The sequence below is a fragment of the Arthrobacter zhaoxinii genome (genome assembly GCF_025244925.1).
GTDB classification, from domain to species: Bacteria; Actinomycetota; Actinomycetes; order Actinomycetales; family Micrococcaceae; genus Arthrobacter_B; species Arthrobacter_B zhaoxinii.
On the sequence record NZ_CP104275.1, the window covers coordinates 1,404,031 to 1,425,859 of the forward strand.

At 67.5% G+C, this 21,829-nt stretch carries 17 protein-coding genes; 13 read left to right on the forward strand and 4 right to left on the reverse strand.

Annotated elements, in window-relative coordinates:
• Window positions 1-52 precede the first annotated feature (52 nt).
• From N2K95_RS06510 to N2K95_RS06530, 5 genes are all read left to right on the forward strand, one after another.
• The gene (locus N2K95_RS06510; protein WP_260653398.1) at window positions 53-1,390 is read left to right on the forward strand and encodes an MFS transporter; all 1,338 of its coding nucleotides are present in this window, start codon (window positions 53-55) and stop codon (window positions 1,388-1,390) included.
• A gap of 91 nt (window positions 1,391-1,481) precedes the next feature.
• On the forward strand, window positions 1,482-2,240 hold the full coding sequence (locus N2K95_RS06515) for an ABC transporter ATP-binding protein (RefSeq protein WP_260653399.1): 759 nt from the start codon (window positions 1,482-1,484) through the stop codon (window positions 2,238-2,240).
• Window positions 2,241-2,267: 27 nt separating this feature from the next.
• Complete coding sequence (locus tag N2K95_RS06520; protein WP_260653400.1) at window positions 2,268-3,005, forward strand: ABC transporter permease; 738 nt, start codon at window positions 2,268-2,270, stop codon at window positions 3,003-3,005.
• 126 nt (window positions 3,006-3,131) lie between these two features.
• Window positions 3,132-4,382, forward strand: a complete 1,251-nt coding sequence (locus tag N2K95_RS06525) for a DUF4192 domain-containing protein (protein ID WP_260653401.1) — start codon at window positions 3,132-3,134, stop codon at window positions 4,380-4,382.
• 267 nt (window positions 4,383-4,649) lie between these two features.
• On the forward strand, window positions 4,650-5,939 hold the full coding sequence (locus N2K95_RS06530; RefSeq protein WP_255792673.1) for an RNA polymerase sigma factor: 1,290 nt from the start codon (window positions 4,650-4,652) through the stop codon (window positions 5,937-5,939).
• Window positions 5,940-6,211: 272 nt separating this feature from the next.
• On the opposite strand, the gene N2K95_RS06535 is transcribed toward N2K95_RS06530, so the two are convergent.
• Window positions 6,212-6,433 carry a DUF7455 domain-containing protein gene (locus N2K95_RS06535; protein ID WP_146362357.1) on the reverse strand — a complete coding sequence of 74 codons (222 nt, stop codon included), beginning with the start codon at window positions 6,431-6,433 and terminating at the stop codon, window positions 6,212-6,214.
• Between the two features lie 240 nt (window positions 6,434-6,673).
• Here N2K95_RS06535 and N2K95_RS06540 point away from each other — a divergent pair, with 240 nt between their 5' ends.
• Window positions 6,674-8,785, forward strand: a complete 2,112-nt coding sequence (locus N2K95_RS06540) for a DNA gyrase/topoisomerase IV subunit B (protein WP_255792671.1) — start codon at window positions 6,674-6,676, stop codon at window positions 8,783-8,785.
• Window positions 8,786-9,263: 478 nt separating this feature from the next.
• On the opposite strand, the gene N2K95_RS06545 is transcribed toward N2K95_RS06540, so the two are convergent.
• On the reverse strand, window positions 9,264-10,256 hold the full coding sequence (locus tag N2K95_RS06545) for a M56 family metallopeptidase (RefSeq protein WP_260653402.1): 993 nt from the start codon (window positions 10,254-10,256) through the stop codon (window positions 9,264-9,266).
• Between the two features lie 8 nt (window positions 10,257-10,264).
• Window positions 10,265-10,630: a BlaI/MecI/CopY family transcriptional regulator gene (locus N2K95_RS06550; RefSeq protein ID WP_260653403.1), complete on the reverse strand. Its 366-nt coding sequence runs from the start codon at window positions 10,628-10,630 to the stop codon at window positions 10,265-10,267.
• A gap of 182 nt (window positions 10,631-10,812) precedes the next feature.
• Here N2K95_RS06550 and N2K95_RS06555 point away from each other — a divergent pair, with 182 nt between their 5' ends.
• From N2K95_RS06555 to N2K95_RS06570, 4 genes are all read left to right on the forward strand, one after another.
• Complete coding sequence (locus N2K95_RS06555) at window positions 10,813-12,414, forward strand: cytochrome ubiquinol oxidase subunit I (RefSeq protein WP_260653404.1); 1,602 nt, start codon at window positions 10,813-10,815, stop codon at window positions 12,412-12,414.
• A 99-nt stretch (window positions 12,415-12,513) separates the two neighbouring features.
• Window positions 12,514-13,530 (forward strand): cytochrome d ubiquinol oxidase subunit II, encoded by a 1,017-nt coding sequence (cydB, locus tag N2K95_RS06560; RefSeq protein WP_260653405.1) that lies wholly within the window; start codon window positions 12,514-12,516, stop codon window positions 13,528-13,530.
• Entirely contained in the window at window positions 13,527-17,000 is a 3,474-nt protein-coding gene (gene cydD / locus N2K95_RS06565; RefSeq protein WP_260653406.1) for a thiol reductant ABC exporter subunit CydD, read from the forward strand. The genes cydB and cydD overlap by 4 nt, the downstream gene beginning before the upstream one ends.
• A 9-nt stretch (window positions 17,001-17,009) precedes the next feature.
• The gene (locus tag N2K95_RS06570) at window positions 17,010-18,002 is read left to right on the forward strand and encodes a GNAT family N-acetyltransferase (RefSeq protein ID WP_260653407.1); all 993 of its coding nucleotides are present in this window, start codon (window positions 17,010-17,012) and stop codon (window positions 18,000-18,002) included.
• 9 nt (window positions 18,003-18,011) lie between these two features.
• Here N2K95_RS06570 and N2K95_RS06575 read toward each other — a convergent pair whose 3' ends face one another.
• Window positions 18,012-18,707: a metal-dependent transcriptional regulator gene (locus tag N2K95_RS06575; protein WP_260653408.1), complete on the reverse strand. Its 696-nt coding sequence runs from the start codon at window positions 18,705-18,707 to the stop codon at window positions 18,012-18,014.
• A 114-nt stretch (window positions 18,708-18,821) separates the two neighbouring features.
• Between N2K95_RS06575 and N2K95_RS06580 the strand changes: the two genes are divergently transcribed.
• From N2K95_RS06580 to N2K95_RS06590, 3 genes are read left to right on the forward strand one after another with little or no spacing between them, the layout of a single operon-like run.
• On the forward strand, window positions 18,822-19,166 hold the full coding sequence (locus N2K95_RS06580; protein ID WP_260653409.1) for a metal-sensitive transcriptional regulator: 345 nt from the start codon (window positions 18,822-18,824) through the stop codon (window positions 19,164-19,166).
• Between the two features lie 39 nt (window positions 19,167-19,205).
• Window positions 19,206-19,430 carry a heavy-metal-associated domain-containing protein gene (locus N2K95_RS06585; RefSeq protein WP_260653410.1) on the forward strand — a complete coding sequence of 75 codons (225 nt, stop codon included), beginning with the start codon at window positions 19,206-19,208 and terminating at the stop codon, window positions 19,428-19,430.
• 50 nt (window positions 19,431-19,480) lie between these two features.
• A complete protein-coding gene (locus tag N2K95_RS06590) occupies window positions 19,481-21,814 on the forward strand; it encodes a heavy metal translocating P-type ATPase (protein ID WP_260653411.1) in 2,334 nt (777 codons plus the stop codon).
• The last annotated feature ends 15 nt before the right edge of the window (window positions 21,815-21,829 follow it).

The window sequence follows — 21,829 nt, forward strand, 5'->3', positions numbered from 1 at the left end:
CGGGGCGGCCTAAAGCCCCGGGCCGCCGCCCCTGTCCGGGGCAGGTCTGCCGATGAACGGAACCCGTGCCTGGATCGTCTGGGGTGTCGGCGTTTTCGCCTATCTGGTCGCGGTCACGCAGCGCACCTCGTTTGGCGTGGCAGGTATCGAAGCCACCGAGCGCTTCTCCGCCACCGCATCGGTCCTGTCCATCTTCACCGTGGTTCAGCTGCTGGTGTACGCCGGACTGCAGATACCCGTAGGCGTGCTGGTGGACCGTTTCGGTCCCCGACTGCTGATCGCGGGGGGAGCGGCACTGATGTTCGCGGGGCAGTTCCAGCTGGCCACTGCCGAATCCGTCGGCGCCGGCATCCTGGGACGCTCGCTGGTGGGTGCCGGGGATGCGCTGACCTTCATCTCGGTGCTTCGGCTGCTTCCGGCCTGGTTCTCCGGCCGGAAGATTCCCGTCCTGACCCAGTACACCGGCATCGTCGGCCAGCTGGGGCAGATTGTCAGCGCGATTCCGTTCGCCTTCGTGCTGCACCGGTTCGGCTGGAGTCCGGCCTTTCTTTCGGCTGCGTCCCTGTCACTGCTGTCGCTCGTCCTGGTCCTTGCCTGCGTGCGGAACCGGCCCCACGGCGGCGAGGCGCCGGTGCCGCTTCCGCTGCGGCAGACCGGCACCTCCCTGGCGGAGGCCTTCGCCCAGCCCGGAACCCGGCTGGGGATGTGGACCCACTACACCGTCCAGTTCCCCGGCACGGTGTTCGTGATGATGTGGGGGTTCCCCTATCTCGTCAGCGCGGAAGGCGTGTCCTCGGCCGTCGCCTCCGGGCTGATGACCTATTTCGTTGTGGTCGGCATTATCTGCGGTCCCTGGATGGGTTCGTGGGTGGGCCGGCACCCGCTGCGCCGGTCCACCATGGTGCTGCTGATCGCCGCAGCAATGGCCGCGGGGTGGGCGGCCGTGCTGCTCTACCCCGGACCGGCCCCGCTGTGGCTGCTGGTCCTCCTGGTGACGCTGCTCGCCGTCGGCGGTCCGGGATCCATGATCGGCTTCGACTTCGCCCGGACGTACAACCCCAGCTCCCGGCTGGGCACCGCCACCGGAATCGTGAACATCGGCGGCTTTATTGCCTCACTGGTCAGCATGTACCTGATCGGCGTGGTGCTGGACGTGCTGAACAACAGCGGTTTCTCCGGCGGCAACCTCTACGCCCTGGGCTCGTTCCGGATTGCCCTGTCGGTGCAGTTCGCCGTCATGGCGGTGGGCGTCGTGGGTATCCTGCGCACCCGCGGGCAGATCCGCGCACGGCTGGCCGACGAAGGATCTCCGCTGCCGCCGCTCCGTGCCGCCCTGGCCCGTGAGCGGCAGCGGCGCCGGGAGGAACGCGGCGGGCCGGGAACCCCGTAGCTCTCCGCCGCCGGTGCCGGCGTCGCCCCCGGCGGTGCGCCCGGTGCCGGCACTCTTGACCCTCCGCGGCACCGCCGCCACAATTGTCGGCATGACCAGGGCGCAGCTGCCCACCGGCACAGTGGTAAGCGTGAACGGACTCGCCAAATCCTTTCGGAAGGTCGCGGCCCTCGAAGACGTAACGTTTTCCATTGAGGCCAATGAAGCCTTCGGAATCCTCGGTCCCAACGGGGCCGGCAAAACCACCACAGTGGAGTGCGTTGCCGGCACGCTGCGGCCCGACGCCGGCCGGGTCACGGTCCTCGGGGTGGATCCTGCGGAGGACAGAGAAACGGTGCGCGGGCGCGTGGGCTATCAGCTTCAGGCCGCCGCACTGCCTCCGGCCCTGCGGGTGGAGGAGGCCCTGCGCCTCTTTGCCGCCTTTTATCCCGAGCCTGCGGACGTGCCGGACCTGCTGCGGACCGTCGGGCTCGATCAACACCGAAAACGCCCCTTCGGCAAGCTTTCCGGGGGCCAGAAGCAGCGGCTTTCCATTGCCCTCGCGCTCGTAGGGAACCCCGACGTCGTCGTTTTCGATGAGCTGACCACGGGGCTGGACCCCCAGGGCCGGCGTGACGTCCGGCAGCTGATCCAGCAGGTGAAGGATGAAGGCATCACGGTAGTGCTCGTCACGCACTACCTGGACGACGTCGAGCGACTGTGCGACCGCCTGGCAATTATCGACGCCGGCCGGACGCGCTTCGTGGGCACCACGGCGGAACTGCTGGCCGTCTCCGGCACGGGTACCGGTGGGCCCGGCGGCCTCGAGGACGCCTATCTGGCCTTCATCGAGCAGACGACAGCCGACTGAGGGGGAAGCATGCGGGCGCTGGGAGCCTTGACTCGCACTGAAGCAGCACTGTACCTGCGTAACCCGCTGAGCGTTTTCATGGCACTGGTGCTGTCCTCGGCGATCCTGCTGCTGCAGGGTTTCGTTATTCCTGGCACCAGGGCCCCGCTGGGCGGCACCGATCCCGTCTATGCAGCCCTGCGCCCCATCGATCTTCTCGTGCCGCTGTCCATTGCGGTGGCCTTGGCCAGCGTGGCGGTCACCAACTATCCGTCCGCCATCAGCGGCTACCGGGAGAGCGGGGTCCTGCGCCGCCTGGGCGTGACACCCGTGGGGGCACACCGCATCCTTTTTGCCCAGTGGATCGTCAGCGCCGTGTCGCTCGCCGTGGCGGTGACGGTCACCGTCCTGTTGGCCCGAGTCGCCTTTTCCAGCCGGATGCCCGGCAGCGGGACACTGGTGGTCCTTGTGCTCCTCTTCGGTGCTGCCGCCATGATGGCCGTGGGATCGCTCATCGCCGCCCTCGCCGGGACCGCCCAGAATGCCTACGCCATCGGGTTCCTGGTTTTCATGGTGTGCATGTTCAGCGCCGGACTGTGGACGCCGGGACCGCTAATGCCGGAGGGGGTCCGGCAGGTCGCCGCCTTCACCCCGCTCGGTGCCATGACCCAGGCACTCACCGCCGCCTGGTACGGAGGGGCAGTCACAGCCGCTCCCTTTGCCGTCATGCTCGGCTGGACGGTAAGTTGCGCCGTGGTGGCCGCGAGGGTTTTCCGCTGGAAATGACTCCGGCGGGCTGCCGGGGATCACTCGTCCTCCACCACCCGCGGACGCGGCGGTCCGGGCTGCGGCGGATGCACAGGTATCGGTCCGGATCTGCGGCGAAGACAGGTGCCCGCGGACCCTTGTGGCATGAGCACAGAACCGGCCGACGGCACCCCGCGCAATCCCTACCGCGTCAGCGCTCCGGCAGACATCCTCAGCCTGATTCCCCATACCCTGGGCTTTGAGCCCCGCGAGTCCCTGGTGCTGATGGCGCTGTGCGGAGGCCGGCTGGGAGCGACGCTTCGCCTTGACCTTCCCCACTGGCCGGCGGCCAAAGCGGGAACCGCCGCGTATGCAGCCACCGCCCGCCGGTTCCTGACCTCTGATGCCGAGGCCGACGGTGTCCTCCTGGCGATGTACACGGAGGCACCCTGGGAGAACCCGGCACACCCGCCGTACCGGCAGCTGGTCCGGAAGCTGGAGAAGGAACTGGCCGCGGCAGGCATCCCGCTGCAGGACGGCTGGCTGGTCGGCGCCCGGACCTGGCGGGACTATTTCTGCGTCCGGCCGGACTGCTGCCCCTGGCCGGGGGCTCCGCGGTCGCAGATAGCGGACAGCATGCTCAACACGGAGCTGGTGTATCGGGGGAGTGCGTTCGCCGCGACACTCGAGCGGGCGGTGCGGGACTCCTTCCCGGAGCAATGGCCGAACCGGCGGGAGGTAGGCAGCGAACAGGCACGCTTTGCCGGCGTGCTGGCCGGGCGCTGGTGTGAGCGGGACCAGTTCCGGCACTCAATCCGGCTGTGGACCGAGTGCTTCTCCGGAGGAGGGGATCGGCTGCGCCGCGATGCCGAATGCGCAGGATTCCTCCTGGCCAGCCTCGGCGACCGGGGAATCCGGGATGCCCTGCTGGTCCTGGCCGCTGTGGGCGAAGCGGCAGCGGTGGACGGCGCCGAAGCCAACGGCATGGTCCGCCCGCAGCTGCACCCCCTGGTCCTGCCCGGGGCTGCCGGCCCGCCCGCCGGGGAGTCCTCGGTGGTCCCGCTGATGCCGCGGGCGCGGCGGCAGTCTTCCGCCGCGGCGGATTTCCGCAGCATCCTGGTGGGCCGGGGTGCCGGCGCCCCGGACTGGACCCTGCTGGACCGGGCTCACGCGGTGTTCACCGACCTCGTCCCGGTGGCCGGCGGTGATTCCAAGGCCGCCCTGCTTTCGCTGCTGGCCTGGATGGAGTGGGCCAGGGGACGGGGGTCCCGGGCGCAGATCTACCTGCAGTACGCGGTCGAGGCCAGCCCCGGCTACCGCCTGGCGCACCTGCTGCGGGAGCTGCTCGGCACCGGAATCCTTCCGGACTGGTCCCGCTCGCGCGGCGGCTCCTGGCCGGGCATTCCGGACGACTGACCCGCGGAGACCGTCCGCCGCACGGCCTGCGCCTTGCTGTGGAGAAACGGAAAACGTGCGACAATGGGAACCGAGACCCGGTCGGGTTCGTGTATCAAGTGTCCTTTGAACTGCCGGTCCCTGTGACCAGCGGAACAAAACACCGGCACGGTGTGTTCTATTAGGACATGCCAAGCCGAGCACTTGGAAATAAGCACGGACTTGACAGGGTCATAGTGGTGTTGCCCCCAATGGCGGTGCCACAACCCGCCGTATGAAAGGTTTTCTGTGTCGCCGAGAAAGACAACTGCAGTCGAAGAGACTGACACTGCAAATAAGCGCACTGCCGCAACTGAGGCCCCGTCCGCGGCGGCCCCCAAGGAGGCTGCTTCCGGCGAAAAGACCGCTGCCAAGACGGCCCGCAAGCCCGCTGCCGCCCGTAAGGCTCCGGCGAAGGCCGGCACCACTGCAGCCGGACGCAAGACCGCTGCGAAGACCGCCAAGGCTGCCAAGGCCGAGGCTGACGAAGAAGTCGAGAGCTCTGATGTTGAGCCCGACGCCGACGCCGTTGAAGGCGGAGACACCGCAGCCGCACCCACGGGTTCCGGTTTCGTGTACTCGGATGCCGACGACGACGATGCACCTGCACAGCAGGTTGTTTCCGCCGGTGCAACCGCGGACCCGGTCAAGGACTACCTGAAGCAGATCGGCAAGGTAGCCCTGCTGAACGCCGAGCAGGAAGTCGACCTCGCCCTGCGGATCGAAGCCGGTCTGTACGCCGAAGAAAAGATGGCAGCGGATCCGGACATGGATCCCAAGCTCAAGCGCGAGCTGCAGTGGGTTTCCCATGACGGCAAGCGTGCCAAGAACCACCTGCTCGAGGCCAACCTGCGCCTCGTGGTGTCGCTGGCCAAGCGCTACACCGGCCGCGGCATGCTGTTCCTGGACCTGATCCAGGAAGGCAACCTGGGCCTCATCCGCGCCGTGGAGAAGTTCGACTACACCAAGGGCTTCAAGTTCTCCACGTACGCCACGTGGTGGATCCGCCAGGCCATTACCCGTGCCATGGCAGACCAGGCCCGCACCATCCGCATCCCGGTGCACATGGTCGAAGTCATCAACAAGCTGGCCCGCGTGCAGCGCCAGATGCTCCAGGACCTGGGCCGCGAGCCCGCCCCCGAAGAGCTGGCACTGGAACTGGACATGACCCCCGAAAAGGTGGTGGAGGTACAGAAGTACGGCCGCGAGCCGATCTCCCTGCACACCCCGCTGGGTGAAGACGGCGACTCCGAATTCGGCGACCTCATCGAGGACTCCGAAGCCGTGGTTCCCGCGGATGCCGTCAGCTTCACGCTGCTGCAGGAACAGCTGCACTCCGTACTGGATACGCTGTCCGAGCGCGAAGCCGGTGTTGTGGCCATGCGCTTCGGCCTCACCGACGGCCAGCCGAAGACGCTGGACGAAATCGGCAAGGTTTACGGGGTCACCCGTGAGCGGATCCGCCAGATCGAATCCAAGACCATGTCCAAGCTGCGGCACCCGTCCCGGTCCCAGGTCCTGCGGGACTACCTGGACTAGGCACCTGCCGGCAGGTCGAACGAACAGCACCCCGTCCGCTTCCGCGGGCGGGGTGCTGTTGTCTGCCGCAGCGCTGTTGGAGGACGGCAGCGTTGTTGGAGGACGGCACAGCCCGTTGATGCGGTGCAGGGCGTCGTCGACGCCGGCCGACCCGCCGGCGCAAAAAAAGAAGTCCCCTTCCGACCCGGAAGGGGACTTCTTCAAGCTTGGTACGCTGCGCCGCCGCCGGACTTTACTCCGTGGCGCCGCAGACCGCGCAGGCGACTGCGTGTTTACTCTGCGGAGACGGGTGCCTTCTCGTTCAGGCGTGACGTCTCATCCTGCCATTCCGAAGTGAGCGGACGGAGGTTTGCCTCCACCGCGCGGGCGTGGTGCCCGCAGAAAAGCAGTTCCCCACCGGAGGATTCCAGTACGGCACGTACGTAGGCCTGTGCGCCGCAACGGTCGCAGCGGTCCAGGCTGTTCAGCTCACGGGTTGCTACTGCTGCTGTCATGAGTTGCCTCCTCAAGGGGTGTTGATACTTTATATAACCACCTTTGACACCCACTCCCGCGCAGGAGGGTCCGCCTTTCGCTCTACGCGTAGGAAACCGGCGCGGCACCTGTGGGCAGTCTCACGCAGCTGAGTCGTTGAGCGGAAGTGTCACCGCCTGGGATTAACCTTGAAGGAGTCCCTGATTGTTCCCGGATATCTCTACCGGCAAAACGGCCGGCACCAAGGAGTTTCAACGCACGTGGCGCCCCCTAGTTCTGATTACACCGCCCGGCACCTGTCCGTCCTGGAAGGACTGGAAGCCGTCCGCAAGCGTCCCGGCATGTACATCGGGTCCACCGACTCCCGCGGCCTGATGCACTGCCTCTGGGAGATCATCGACAACTCGGTCGACGAAGCCCTGGCCGGCTTTGGGCAGAGCATCAAGATCATCCTCCACCCGGACGGCTCCGTGGAGATCCACGACGACGGACGCGGCATCCCCGTGGACATCGAACCGAAAACCGGCCTGTCCGGCGTCGAAGTCGTCTTCACCAAGCTCCACGCCGGCGGAAAGTTCGGCGGCGGGTCCTATGCTGCCTCCGGCGGCCTGCACGGCGTCGGCGCCAGCGTGGTCAATGCCCTGTCCTCCCGCCTCGATGTGCAGGTGGACCGTGCCGGCAAGACCTACCAGATGGCGTTCCGCCGCGGCGAGCCCGGGCATTTTGACGACACCGGAAGGAAGCCCGGCCCCGAGGCCAAATTCTCTCCGTTCCTGGACAGTTCACGGCTGGAAGTGGTGGGCAAGGCCAAGCGCGGCGTCACGGGCACGCGCATCCGCTACTGGGCGGACCGGCAGATTTTCACGCCGGATGCCAAGTTCTCCTACACGGAACTGCAGGCCCGCGCCCGCCAGACCTCGTTCCTGGTGCCCGGGCTGCGGATCACTCTCCGGGATGAACGGCGCCTGCCCGGCACGCCGGGGGAAAACGGACCGGTGGAGGAAGTCTTCCACCACGACGGCGGCATCGCCGAGTTCGTCGACTACCTGGCCGCCGACGCCGCCGTTACCGATATCTGGCGCCTGCACGGTTCGGGCAAGTTCAAGGAATCCGTACCCGTGCTGGATGACAGCGGGCACAGCCGGATCACCGAAGTCGAGCGCGAGGCGGAGGTGGATATCGCCCTGCGCTGGGGGATCGGCTACGAAACAAACATCCGCTCGTTCGTGAACATCATTGCCACGCCGAAGGGCGGAACGCACCAGGCAGGGTTTGAGCAGGGACTGCTGAAAACCTTCCGCAAGGTCATCGAAGCCAACGCCCGCAAGCTCAAGGCAGGCAATGACAAGATCGAAAAGGACGATGTCTTCGCCGGCCTCACCGCCGTGCTGACCGTCCGCCTGGCCGAACCGCAGTTCGAAGGCCAGACCAAGGAAATCCTCGGCACCTCCGCGGTGCGGGCCATCGTGAGCAAGGTCGTGGAAAAGGAAATCACCGCCCGGCTGAACTCCACCGCCCGCGCCGACAAGACGCAGGCTTCGCAGCTGCTGGAAAAGGTGGTGGCGGAGATGAAGTCCCGGATCTCCGCCCGCGTGCATAAGGAAACCCAGCGCCGGAAGAACGCGCTGGAAACCTCCACCATGCCGGCGAAGCTGGCGGACTGCCGCATCGATGACCAGGAACGCTCGGAACTGTTCATCGTGGAAGGCGACAGCGCCCTCGGCACAGCCAAGCTCGCCCGGTCCTCGGACTACCAGGCGCTGCTGCCGATCCGCGGCAAAATCCTCAACGTGCAGAAGGCGTCCGTTGCGGACATGCTGTCCAACGCCGAATGCGCAGCCCTGATCCAGGTGGTGGGCGCCGGTTCGGGCCGCAGCTTCCAGCTGGACGCCGCCCGCTACGGCAAGGTCATCTTCATGACGGACGCCGACGTCGACGGCGCCCACATCCGGACCCTGCTGCTTACGCTGTTCTTCCGCTACATGCGTCCACTGGTGGATGCCGGGCGGGTCTATGCCGCCGTTCCGCCGCTGCACCGCGTCGAGGTCATCAACGCCGGCTCCAAGAGCAACGAGATGGTCTATACCTACAGCGAAAAGGAACTGCACCAGGTGCTGACCCGGCTGGAAAAGGAAGGCAAGCGCTACAAGGAACCAATCCAGCGGTACAAGGGCCTCGGCGAAATGGATGCAGGGCAGCTGGCCGAGACCACCATGGATCCGAGGCACCGGACGCTCCGGCGGGTGCGCATTTCGGAAGCGGCTGCGGCCGAGCAGGCGTTCGAACTGCTGATGGGCAGCGACGTGGCGCCGCGCAAGGACTTCATCATTGCCGGAGCCGCCATGCTGGACCGGGACCGGATCGACGCGTAGCGGCACCTTCCGCCCGCTTGCGCAGGTTTTCCCACGCAGTGGTGCTGCTGTGTCCGGTGGGATCGAGTGGCCGGGTTTGGTTCCACCGGGGTGGGATTTCCTGGGCAGGTAGGGACTGGTGCCCTCGCTGGCCAGCCAGCGCACATGCTCGCGGCGATGGGAGGCCCGGGTCTGGATAACGGCCAAGGCCGGATCTGCCAGTTAGCCCCGGAAGCCATTATCTACTGAGCAGATACTGGGGTTACCCCGCCCGCTAAACCCCGTTATCTGCTCACCGGATCCGGCTAAACCCCGTTATCTGCCCAGTAGATGGCCGCCCGGGTTCATAGTGCAGAAAATGCTGCTTGCGGACTGATTCGAGGGCATCTACTGCACTATGAACGCGTCAGATAGTGCGGCGCGGAACGCTTCGTCCGGGCCCCACCGGGTGGGATGTCCTGCCGGGTCCGCCGAATCCCGCGCGCACCAGGGGTGTGCCCTAGTTAAGCAGTCCCGGGGCGATCAGCAGCGTCGTCGGTACGGCCAGCAGCAGGATCGAGAGGCACAGCACGCTCCACTGCTGCCAGCGCGGCAGCGGCGGCTGCGGCGTCAGCAGGCGGCTGAGCCGGCCTGCGGTGCCCAGCGGTTCGGACGCATCCGGGCCGCCCAGGGGCAGGGGAGTGTTCCCCGGGGCGGGCAAGGCCGGCGGAAGCCTCGCTTCAGCTCCGGCCCCCGGCGCGGCGCTTCCCGAACCGACAATGGCCACTGCGCGGACGAGAGTCATCCTGTCCGCCTCGTGCAGCGCCTCGTCGTCGGCAAGCATCTCGATCAGCTCGTTGACCGAGCGCTGGGCCAGCAGCGACGTCGGCAGCCACGGCAGGGCGGCCCGCCAGGCGGCAAAAGCCCACAGCAGGAGATGGTGGTGCTGGGCCAGATGGGCGCGCTCGTGGGTCAGGACCGCACCCAGCTCTTCCTTGGAGAGCATGTTCAACAGTCCGTCGGAGAGCACGGTGACGGAACGCGCACCGCCCGGCAGGCAGTAGGCCACCGGGGTCGGATGCTGGATCACGACGGTGGCAGGAGTGTCCGCCGACGGGCTGCTGAGCAGGTTCAGCATGTCCCGGTGCCGGTGCCTGCCGCGCTGAATGCGGTAGTAGGTCAGCAGCAGGGTGAAGACCAGGTGGGCGCCCAGCAGGGTCGCGGCGCTCAGTGCGAAAACGTGGACGAGGCCCAGAGTGCTGGCAGGGGCACCCTCCAGCAGGATGCGCCAGAGGCCGTGCAGGCCGGCCAGGAGGTTGTCACCGAGCGGTTCAAGGCCCCAGGTAAGCATGGCGCCGATCATTGACAGGCCGCCCGCGAGGGCTATGGCCTGCCAGAGGACCATCGCGGTGAAAGGGGAGCGCGCGGGCCACTGCGCCCGCGAAAGGAGAACCGGAACGGGCCACGCCAGCACGATCGCCAGCGCAGCCAGTGCGTAGGAGGCCCAGAACACCCGGGGTACTAGGCGCCGAGCAGCCTGCGCAGCATTTGGGCCTCGGTGTCGGAGACGGACCCGACGAACCGGGCCAGCACGGCTTCCCGGTCATTCGCGGTTCCGAGGGCTTCGTGCATAAGTTCGGCAGTGTGTTCGGCGCGGCTGGTCACGGCACGGTAGCGGTGGGGGCGGATATCGCGTTCGCGGACCACCAGCGACTTCTTCTCCAGGCGGGAGAGCACGGTCAGCACCGTGGTCACGGCCAGGCCCTTGCCGTCCGCAGAGTCTTCGCGCTGCGCCAGCTTCTCGCGCAGTTCATTCGCGGTTGCTGCTTCGGTCGATTCCCACAGCAGATCCATCATCGCGCGTTCCAACTCACCGAGCGTTGCCATGTGCATCCTTTTTTGATCGAGACCCCGGCGGACCCCGGTATCAGGTCCAGACTTACTAATGTACCGTGTTTCATCCGTTTGTTCTACATCACGTAGAAATCTCTGCCGAGTTGTTCTACGCTGTGTAGAAGTAAGGGGTTCTACAACGTGTAGAAGTCGTTCCTCGACTGAAGGACAGAAGCGTGGAAGCACTGGATATCGCCCGGTGGCAGTTCGGCATCACGACCGTCTACCACTTCCTCATGGTTCCGCTGACCATTGGGCTGGGGATTGTGGTGGCAGCCATGCAGACAGCCTGGGTGCGCACCGGCAAAGAGCAGTACCTGAGAATGACGAAGTTCTGGGGCAAGCTGTTCCTCATCAACTTCATCCTGGGCCTGGCAACCGGACTCGTTCAGGAGTTCCAGTTCGGGATGGCGTGGAGCGAGTACAGCCGGTTCGTCGGTGACGTGTTCGGCGCTCCGCTGGCGCTGGAATCACTCCTGGCCTTCTTCACCGAATCGGTATTCCTTGGGCTGTGGATCTTCGGCTGGAAACGCCTGCCCCCGAAAATCCATCTGGCGTGCCTGTGGATCACCACACTCGCCTCCATGCTCTCGGCCTACTTCATCCTCGCCGCGAACTCCTGGATGCAGCACCCCGTGGGTGTGGAAATGGTGGACGGGCGCCCGGTCATGAACGACATCTGGGCCGTCCTGACCAACAACACCCTCCTCGTTGCGTTCCCGCACACAATCTTCGGTGCCTTCGCCGTTGCCGGCGGATTCCTGATCGGCATCGCCTGGTACCACCTCTGGAAGCGGCGCCGTGACGGCATCGACACCGTCGACGCCAAAGGCAACGTGGTGGTGGGCGAGCGGCCCGAAATCGGCCGGGACAAGACCGACCATTCCGTGTGGCTGCGGTCCCTGCGCATCGGTGCCGTCGTCGCCATGATCTCCTTTGCCGGCGTAGCGGTGAGCGGTGACCTGCAGGGCAAGCTGATGTTTGAGCAGCAGCCCATGAAGATGGCCGCTGCGGAAGCAGCATGCCATGACGGCACCTCCTTCTCCGTCCTGTCCATCGGTGACCCGGGCGCGAAGAACTGCGAGGACGTGCAGACGCTGGTGGAAATCCCGGGCATGCTGTCCTTCCTCGCCAACGGTGACTTCGACACCGAAATCCGAGGGGTGAACACCCTGCTGGAGCAGTACCAGGATGCCTACGGCACCCACCTGCCCGCTGACGAGATGTACGGCGCCAACTCCGGCATGGAAATCGACTACACACCGAACTTTGCAGTCACCTACTGGGGCTTCCGCATCATGATCGGTTTCGGCGGCATCGCCGCCGTTGCCGCAGCCTTCGCCCTCTGGGTGGTCCGCAAGGGTACGGTTCCTGAATCCAAGTGGCTGATGCGCCTGGCCGTGTTCGGTATCCTCGCGCCGTTCGGTGCCAACTCCGCGGGCTGGATCTTCACCGAAATGGGCCGCCAGCCGTTCGTTGTGGCACCGAACCCCACCGGTTCCGACGGCGTGTTTATGTTCACCGCCGCAGCCGTCTCGCCCGGGGTGAGCATGGCGGAGCTGCTGTTCTCCGTCATCGCCTTCACCGTCGTGTACCTGGCGCTGCTGATCGTGGAGGTGCGGCTGCTGTTCAAGTTCGTCCGCGGCGGCGTTCCGGCAGCGATGCCTGACCTGCTGCACGGCGACGACGGCGGCACGGGCGGCCTGGATTCCGCCGGCGGCGATCCTGACGGCAGCCCCGGAAAGAAGAAGGGCGATGTCCTCGACTTTGCCTACTGAGATTCTCCGGAGGGCAACCGCGCATGCGGCCGCCCTCCGGACCCTGTCCGACCACCCTGCAATCTGCCGACCGCCGGCATTTCTGGAGCTCTGAAAGTAATGTCGCTACCGCTGTTCTGGTTCATTGTGATTGCCTTCCTATGGGTCGGGTACCTGTTCCTGGAGGGCTTCGACCTGGGCGTGGGCATGCTTATGAAGCTCATGGCCCGCAACGAGAAGGACCGCCGGGTGCTGCTCAACACCATCGGCCCGGTCTGGGACGGCAATGAAGTCTGGTTGATCACCGTGGGTGCAATGACTTTCGCAGCCTTCCCGATGTGGTACGCCTCGTTGTTCTCCGCCCTGTATATCCCGCTGGTCTTTGTGCTGATGGGACTCATCTTCAGGGCCGTCTCCATCGAATACCGCGGCAAGCATGACAGCGACAAGTGGCGCAACCGCTGGGACTGGGCCCATGCCCTCGGCGCGTTCACGGCCGCCTTCGGCGTCGGAGCCGCGCTCGGCCTGACCACCACCGGCCTGCCGCTGAACGAGAACGGCGACCGCGTGGGCGGAGCCTTTGCCTGGCTCACCCCGTACGCGGTGCTGGGCGGCCTGGCCGTAGTGGCCTTCTGCCTGATCCACGCCTGCGCGTTCCTGATGCTCAAGACCGACGGTGAGATCCGTGAGCGCGCCAAGCGCATCGTGACGCGCTGGCTGCCCGTGGGCATCCTGCCCCTGGCGGCATGGGCCATCATTGTGCAGTTCATGAACGGCAAGGTGGAGACCCTGCCCCTGCTCGTGATTGCCGTGGTCGGAGCCGTCCTGGCATGGATCTACGCACGCCGGGACCGTGACGGCCTGAGCTTCATCAGCCTCGGCGTCTTCCTGGTGGCCGGCGCGGCGACGATCTTCGCCTCCATGTACCCCGTGGTGCTGCCCTCCACGCTGGATGCCGCCTGGAACCTTACGGTGGAAAACGCTTCCGCATCGCCCTACGCCTTGAAGGTCATGAGCTGGGTGGCCCTGTTCGGCCTGCCGGTTGTGGTGCTGTACCAGGGCTGGACCTACTGGGTGTTCCGTAAGCGGGTCACCACCGAGGCCATCCCTGCCCCCCACAGTTTCAAGAACCAGTGAAGCCGGTACTGCCGGTCAGCGCCACCAGCCGCCGGGCGCTGTACCTCCTGGGGCTGCTTGCCGCGGTCAAGGCTGCGGGGCTCGTCCTGCTGGCCGACGCCGTGGCACACGGCATCGCCGGGCTGGCGGCCGGCGGCCCGGACTGGAACCGGGTGTTCCTCCTCGGGGTCGCTGGCGCCGTGCTGCGTTCCGTGGCCGCGTGGGGCCAGGACAGCGTGGCCCAGCGCGCCGCCGCCGGGGTGAAGGACGAACTGCGCCGGCAGCTGGCCGAACGCGTCCTGGCTGACGGGGGCACGGTCCCGGGAATGGGCAGCGGTGCGCTGAGCGTCCTGCTGACCCGCGGCCTGGACGGGCTGGACAACTACTACTCCAAATACCTTCCCGCCCTGGTGACCTGCGCCGTCGTTCCCCTGCTGGTGGGAGCCCGGATCCTTGCCGCGGACTGGGTCAGTGCCGTCACGATTGTGCTGACCGTTCCCCTTATTCCGGTCTTTATGATCCTGATCGGCCTCCACACCGAGGACAAGACCGCCGCTGCGGTGGACTCGCTGAACCGGTTGTCGGACAACATGCTGGAGCTGGCCAAGGGGCTGCCCGTGCTGGTGGGCCTGGGCCGGGCCCGCGCCCAGACCCGGGCGCTGCGCGACGTGGCCGACCGCTACCGCGTCACCACGCTGGCGACCCTGCGGGTGGCCTTTATGTCCTCGCTTGCCCTGGAACTGATCGCCACCATCTCGGTGGCCCTGGTCGCCGTCTTCATCGGCGTTCGACTGGTGCACGGCGGCATGCCGCTTGAACTCGGTCTGCTTGCCCTGATCCTCGCGCCCGAGTGCTACCAGCCGCTGCGCGATCTGGGCACCGCACACCACGCCAGCGAGGACGGCCTCGAAGCGCTGAACCGGACCAACGCCGTGCTTGAGGCCCCGGAGGCCCGGCCCCTGACGGTCGACGCATCGGCCCCGCTTCCCGGCGCAGCGCTCCAGGTCCGGGACCTGACCATCGCCTACGAGGGCCGGCCGCACCCGGCCGTGGCGAACCTCAGCTTCGCCGTGCCCGCAGGTACCATCGCCGCCCTCACCGGCCCCAGCGGGGCAGGGAAGACGTCCGTGCTGGAAGCCCTGGCCGGGCTGCGCCGGAACGGCGGAGACACCCGGCTGACCGGGACCGTCGACGGGATCACCCGCACCACGCAGGCCTGGATTCCGCAGCACCCCGTGCTCGTCGAGGAGACCGTTGCAGGGGAGATCGCACTCTACGCGGGCTTCCCCGTCGCCGAAGCCGCCGACGCACACCCCGCCGCCGACAGCGACAGCAACAACAGGGATACCGCAGGCCGGGCGGCCGCCCGCGCCGCCCTGGAACAGATCAACGCCGGACACCTCCTCGACGCCGCCACCGCGGACCTGAGCCCCGGCGAGCAGCGCCGGGTCGCCGTGGCCCGTGCCCTGGCCCGCATCGAAGCACATCCCGAGGTCCGGGTCCTGCTGGCGGACGAACCCACCGCGCACCTGGACGCGCACAGCGCCTCCGCTGTCCGTGCAGCCCTTCGGGCACTGCGCGGCCGGACCACCGTTCTGCTGGTGGCCCACGACGCCGAAACCGCGGCCATTGCCGACGTTATGATCCCCGTCGATCCGGAAGCTTCCGGGGCAGCGACCCCGCGCCGCAGCCAGGGCAGGAACACCCTGCCCACCGCCGCAGCAGGCGTCGATCAGTCTGGTCCGCACCTTGCGGCCGGTACCGGCGCGGCCCCTGGATCCACCGGGGCGGCCGCAGCTTCCGGCCCCGCCGCCGCGGAGGCCTCCGCGGAGCCCGCTCCCCATGAACCGCTCTGGAAGAACCTCCTGGTGCTGAAGCCGTGGAGCAGGCAGTTCGTCCTGGCCCTGGTGCTGGGCACCGGCGCCACCATGTTCGCCGTCGCGCTCACGGCCCTGTCCGCGTGGCTGATCGTGCGGGCGGCGGAGCAGCCGCCGATCCTCTACCTGCTCATGGCGATCGTCGGCGTGCGGTTCTTCGGCATCGGCCGGGCACTGCTGCGTTACCTCGAGCGCCTCTCCCTGCACGACGCCGTCTTCCGGGCCACCAACACGCTGCGGGTCCGGCTCTGGAACGGACTGCTGCAGCGCCCCGAAGGCTGGCGCCGGGTGGCGCGGGGCTCGGGCGCCCTGGAACGCCTGGTGGGTGACGTGAACGAACTGCGGGACATTGCTCCCCGCGTGGTCTTCGCACCCCTGACCGGGCTGCTGACCGCGGCCGGCGCCTGCCTGGTCACCTGGCTGCTGGTACCGGAAGGCTTCGCCGTACAGGTGGCGCTGACCGTGGTGGGCATGGTGGTTGCCCCGCTGCTGGCCCTGTTCGCCGACGCCGCCGCACGCGCCGCCACCGTGAACCTGCAGGCCCGGTCCATGTCCTCCATGGCGCGCCTCCTCTCCGCGGCCACCGATCTGGAAGCCAACTCGAGCTCCGCCCCGGTCCTGGCCCGGCAGCAGGAGTACGAAGCCGCCGCTGCCCGGGCGGTCCGGCGCAGCGCCTGGGCCCAGGGCGCAGCCAACGCGCTCACCGCCCTGGCCTGCTCCCTGGCAGCCGTCTACATGATCCGCGCCGCACAGGACGCACCGGCCACCGTGGCCGCCGTCGTCGTCCTGGTCCAGCTTGCCCTGATTGAACCCTTTGTGGCGGTCAACGGATCCATCCAGCAGTTCACCGCCTGGCGGACCCTGGGGGACAAGGTCCTGCCCGATCTGGGCACCGAGGACATCGACGCCGACACGACCGGGGAGGACGCCGCAGCCCGTCGCAGCTTCGGAGCAGTCCGCACCCTCGAACTGAACGACATCCGTTACCGCTACCCCGGGGCGGCGGAAGACGTCCTGACCGGGGTGGACCTGCGCCTCTCCGCTGGGGAGTGGGTGGCCGTCACCGGCCCGTCCGGCAGCGGCAAATCCACACTGCTCGGCGTGCTGCTGGGCTTCCTGCCGCCCCGCAGCGGTTCCTACCGAATCAACGGTGTTCCCGCGGGGTCGGTGCCGCCGGCGGCCCGGCGGATGGCGTGGTGCCCGCAGGAAGCGCACCTCTTCGACTCCACCCTGCGCGGCAACCTGCTCCTGGCCCGCGACCGCGCCCTCGCCCCGACGGAGGCGGAAATGATCGGTTCCCTGCGTGCCGTCGGCCTCGGACCGGTCTTCGATACGCTCCCGGACGGACTCGATACACCCATCGGCGCCGGCGGGCATTTCCTCTCCGGCGGCCAGCGCCAGCGGCTTGCCGTGGCCCGTGCGCTGCTGGCGGAGGCCGACGTCGTCCTCCTGGACGAACCGACCGCCCACCTGGATGCGGCAGCCGGCGCGCAGCTGATGGCGGACCTGAAATCGGGGCTGCAGGGCAAGGCGGTTGTGGTGGTTACGCATAATCAGGCCGATGCCGCCTGGTGTGAACGGGAGGTCTCACTGGGGGCGGTACTTCTGTCCTAGGGTGGATGGATGCAGACGCCATCCCCACCCCTTTTCCCCGGGCCGGAAACCGGCCTCCGCTGGCGGTCCATCGGCGCTGACGACGTGGACGCCTGGTACGCGCTGATCCGCCGGATGGCGGAGGCGGACAGGCCCGGATGGGTGGAGGACCGCAGGGACCTCGAGCAGGCACTGGAGACCACGTCCGGCAACCCCGCCCTGGACACCCTGATCGGGCTGGACAAGACCGGGGCCGCGCGGGCCTACGGCCGGATTGCGCTGAACCCCGGCTCCGAGACCGGTTCAGGGTTCGGCGGCGTGGACCCGCAGTGGCGCCGGCGCGGCATCGGCGCACAGGTATACCGCTGGCAGGAAACCCGGCTGCGCCAGCGCCTGCTCACCGAACACCGGAAGCACGGGGTGCTGCGCACCTACGCCGAGGAATCCAATGCCTCCCAGGTGGCACTGCTGCAATCCGAGGGTGCCGTCGTGGTCCGGTACTTCACCGAAATGAGCCGGCCGCTGGCAGGGGAGCTTCCCGACGCCCAGCTGCCGGAGGGGATGGAGTTCCGGACCTTCAACGAGGAAATCTCCGACGCCGTGCGCCGGGCGCACAACGAGGCATTTCGGGACCACTGGGGGAGCGAGCCGCGCAACAAGGAACGCTGGGGATTCACCGTCGACCATCCGCAGTTCCGGCCGAAGTGGAGCTTCGCCGTCGTGGACACCGGTTCCGGGGAAGTGGCCGCCTACCAGCTGGCCAGCTTTGATCCGGAAAGCAAGGACATCCACGGGTACAAAGAGGGCTACACCATGCTCCTCGGGGTGCGGTGGGAGTGGCGCGGAAGGAAACTGGCGCCGGCCATGCTGCGGGAGGCAATGCGCCGCTTCCGGAACGGCGGCATGGATAATGCCGGCCTCGGCGTCGACACGGAGAACCCGTCGGGTGCCCTGGGCCTGTACGAAAGCCTGGGCTATCGGCCCACGCACCGGGAAGTGGTCTTCGACAAAACCGTGCTGTAGGACCGGCGGCTACAAGGCCGGGGGAGCGGCAGTGTCCGCGGCCGTGAGGATCCAGATGGCCTCCGCCGCGGGCAGGCCGAGGTCCAGCGTGCGGCCGCCGGCCTCGATGGTGATGGTGCCCGCATAGGGCTGGCGCTGCACCACCGACACCATGGTGTCCAGGTGCAGGCCCAGCCCGGCGATGTAGCGGAGCAGGTCCGGCTCGTTGTCGGAAACGCGGGCCACCTGCCCGCGGGTGCCCGGTTCGCAGCGGCTCAGCCGCTTTGCATCCAGCGCGGGGTAGCTCCCGTCGCGGGCCGGGATCGGATCCCCGTGCGGGTCGCGTACCGGGTGGCCCAGGCGGGCAGCCAGGGCATCCACCATCTTGTCCGACACGGCATGCTCGAGGTGCTCCGCTTCGTCATGCACCTCGTCCCACCGGTAGCCCAGGTACTCCACCAGGAACGTTTCAATCAGGCGGTGGCGGCGGACCATGCCCACGGCGGCCAGCTCGCCCGCTTCCGTCAGTGCAATCGATCCGTACCGCGCATGCGTCAGCAGGCCCTGGCCGGTGAGCTTCTTGACCGCCTCGGACACCGACGACGGCGAGAAGCCCATGTGCATGGACAGTGCGGACACCGTCAACGGCTCATCCGTCCATTCCTGCGCGGTCCAAATGACCTTCAGGTAATCCTGGCTTGCTGTCGAGAGTTCGCTGTGCACCACGGGTTCCACCTTACTGGAACCGCCCCGCCCGCTCCCGGAAAGATACCCCCAGGGGGTACTTGACGCATACCCCAAGGGGGTATAACTTCGGAGGTGTCGAGATTGGAGCACCCCATGGAAGCAACCACTGACGGGATCTCCGGAACCCTGGAGAACCACGAAGGCCCGCACGGATACACCTCGGACAAAGAAGCCTATCTGCGGCGGCTGCGCAGGATTGAAGGACAGGTGCGGGGCATTGCCCGCATGGTCGAGGAAGATCAATACTGCATCGACATCCTCACCCAGGTCGCAGCCATCAACAAGGCACTGCATGCAGTGAGCCTTGGACTGGTTCAGGACCACATGTCGCACTGCGTCGTCGGAGCTGCACAGGAAGCCGAGCGCACCGGCAACCCGGAGATTGTCTCGGCGAAGATCCAGGAAGCCGCGGACGCGATCGGCAGGCTGCTGCGCTAGGACACGCAGACCCCATTCATCAACAGGAAGAAGAGCACCATGGAAACCACCACACTGAACATTTCCGGAATGACCTGCGGACACTGTGTCGCCTCGGTGACTGAGGAACTCGAAGCACTCGACGGCGTCGACAAGGTTTCGGTCGACCTGAACGCCGGCGGCATCTCCACCGCAACCGTCACCGCGAACCGAACCCTGACCCCCGCAGAAGTGGGCGAGGCAGTGGCCGAAGCCGGTTACTCGGTGGTGAACGCCGAAGCCTAGCCGGCACACTCAGCCGCGCACCCCCGGGGATCCAGCAGAAGGGAATCATCATGGACACTCGTGAACAAGAAGTATCCAGGGCAGTTGAGCTCGACATCCAGGGGATGACGTGTGCTTCCTGCGTGGCCCGGGTGGAGCGGAAGCTTGGAAAGATCGAGGGAGTAGAGGCGTCCGTCAACCTGCCGCTGGAAAGCGCCCGGGTCACGGTGCCGGCATCTGTAACGGACCAGCAGATTGTCGACGCCGTGAATGCTGCCGGTTACAGCGCCCGGCTGAAAACCCGGCACGCTGCCCGGCCTTCCGCCCACGGGGGGCACGCCGCCTCGGCACCCGGAGCGGACACCCGGGATGAAACACCGGAGCACGGCGCGGGGCACATGTCCGGTGGCGACGACATGTCGCACGAAGACCACATGTCGCACGGCGGAACCGCCGCCCAGCTGCGGCCGCGGCTGATCCTCGCAGCGGTCCTCAGCGTTCCGGTCCTGCTCATTTCCATGGTCCCTGCCCTGGCCTTCCCAAACTGGGGATGGGTGGTGGCGCTGCTGGCCCTGCCCGTCGTGACCTGGTCCGCGTGGCCCTTCCACCGGGCCGCGGCAATCAATGCCCGGCACCTTGCCTCCACCATGGACACCCTGGTCTCCATCGGCGTCGCAGCGGCCTACCTGTTCTCGCTGGGCCAGCTGGTGGTCAGTCCCGGTCTCACTGCCGATCCGCGCATGGGGTCCGAGCCGCACCTGTACTTCGAGGTGGCCGCCGTCGTGGTCACGTTCCTGCTGCTGGGCCGCTACCTGGAGGCCAACGCCAAAACCAAGGCAGCCGATGCACTGAAAGCCCTGCTGAACCTGGGTGCAAAGGACGCCACCGTGCTGCGGGACGGGCAGGAAGTCCGGATCCCGGCGGACCGGCTGGAAGTCGGCGACGTATTTGTTGTCCGTCCGGGGGAAAAGATTCCCGCGGACGGCGTCGTCACAGAGGGACGCTCCGCAGTGGACGCCTCGCTGATCACCGGAGAGTCCCTGCCGGTGGAAGTGGACGTGGACAGCACCGTCACCGGCGCCACCATCAACAGCTCCGGCCGCCTGCTGGTCCGGGCCACCCGCGTGGGCAGTGAAACGACGCTGGCGCAGATGGGACGGCTCGTCAGCGAGGCCCAGTCCTCCAAGGCACCCATCGCCCGGCTCGCGGACCGCATCAGCGCCGTCTTCGTCCCCGTGGTGCTTGGGATCGCCGTCCTGACCTTCGTCCTGTGGCTGGTCCTCACCGGCGACCTGCAGGCCGCCTTTACCGCCGCCGTCGCGGTGCTCGTGATCGCCTGCCCCTGCGCCCTCGGCCTCGCCACCCCGGTGGGCCTGCTGACCGGGACCGGCCGCGGCGCGCAGCTGGGCATCCTCATCAAGGGCGCCCAGGTCCTCGAGGACACCCGCACGGTGGACACCATCGTGCTGGACAAGACCGGCACCATCACCTCCGGCCGGCTGTCCGTGGCCCGGATCCGCATGCTGGACAGCGCTCCCTCCGGCCTCACCGCAGACGGCCTGCTGCGCCTGGCAGGCTCCGTCGAGGACGCCGGCGAACATCCCATTGCCCGGGCCGTCGCCGCGTCCGCCCGCTCCGGCCCCGGCACCGCGCCGGTCACCGAATTCGATTCGGCCCCCGGCGGGGGAGTCCGGGGCACCGTGGACGGGCAGCGCATTGTGGCCGGCCGTCCGGCCTGGCTGGACGAGAACGGCATCGACCTCCCCGACGCCGCCTACGCAGCACTGCGCGAGGAGCAGGACGCCGGTGCCACCGCCGTCCTGGTGGCCGTCGAGAACCAGGCCGCGGGAATTATCAGCCTTCAGGACACCGTCAAGGAGGGATCTGCCGCTGCCGTTGCACGGTTCCGCAGCCTGGGCCTGCATCCGGTGCTGCTGACCGGTGACAACGCGGTGGTGGCAGCCCAGGTTGCCGAACAGGTGGGAATCCCCGGCGAGGACGTGCTGGCCGACGTCCGTCCCGAGGGCAAGGTCGACGCCGTCCGCCGCCTCCAGGCGCAGGGACGCACGGTGGCCATGGCAGGGGACGGAGTGAACGACGCCGCGGCACTCGCCCAGGCCGATCTCGGTATTGCCATGGGATCGGGCACCGACGTCGCCATGGAAGCAGCGGACCTGACCGTGATGGGCAGCAGCCTGGAGCAGGTGGCCACCGCCGTCGAGCTCTCCCGGCGGACGCTGCGGACCATCAAGACCAACCTGTTCTGGGCGTTCTTCTACAACGCCGTGGGCATCCCGGTGGCTGCCTTCGGACTGCTGAACCCGATGATCGCCGGAGCCGCCATGGCGGCCAGTTCGGTGCTGGTGGTCGGCAATTCGCTGCGGCTGCGCAGCTTCGGCAAGTAGGAAACCCGGCAGGCA

Bases quoted from the DNA above. Each gene is read 5' to 3' on its own strand.
- N2K95_RS06580 (WP_260653409.1), top strand. From the start codon at position 18,822: ATGGAAGCAACCACTGACGGGATCTCCGGAACCCTGGAGAACCACGAA.
- N2K95_RS06550 (WP_260653403.1), bottom strand. From the start codon at position 10,630: ATGGCAACGCTCGGTGAGTTGGAACGCGCGATGATGGATCTGCTGTGG.
- N2K95_RS06585 (WP_260653410.1), top strand. From the start codon at position 19,206: ATGGAAACCACCACACTGAACATTTCCGGAATGACCTGCGGACACTGT.
- N2K95_RS06570 (WP_260653407.1), top strand. From the start codon at position 17,010: ATGCAGACGCCATCCCCACCCCTTTTCCCCGGGCCGGAAACCGGCCTC.
- N2K95_RS06590 (WP_260653411.1), top strand. From the start codon at position 19,481: ATGGACACTCGTGAACAAGAAGTATCCAGGGCAGTTGAGCTCGACATC.
- N2K95_RS06515 (WP_260653399.1), top strand. From the start codon at position 1,482: ATGACCAGGGCGCAGCTGCCCACCGGCACAGTGGTAAGCGTGAACGGA.
- cydB (WP_260653405.1), top strand. From the start codon at position 12,514: ATGTCGCTACCGCTGTTCTGGTTCATTGTGATTGCCTTCCTATGGGTC.
- N2K95_RS06535 (WP_146362357.1), bottom strand. From the start codon at position 6,433: ATGACAGCAGCAGTAGCAACCCGTGAGCTGAACAGCCTGGACCGCTGC.
- N2K95_RS06525 (WP_260653401.1), top strand. From the start codon at position 3,132: ATGAGCACAGAACCGGCCGACGGCACCCCGCGCAATCCCTACCGCGTC.
- N2K95_RS06510 (WP_260653398.1), top strand. From the start codon at position 53: ATGAACGGAACCCGTGCCTGGATCGTCTGGGGTGTCGGCGTTTTCGCC.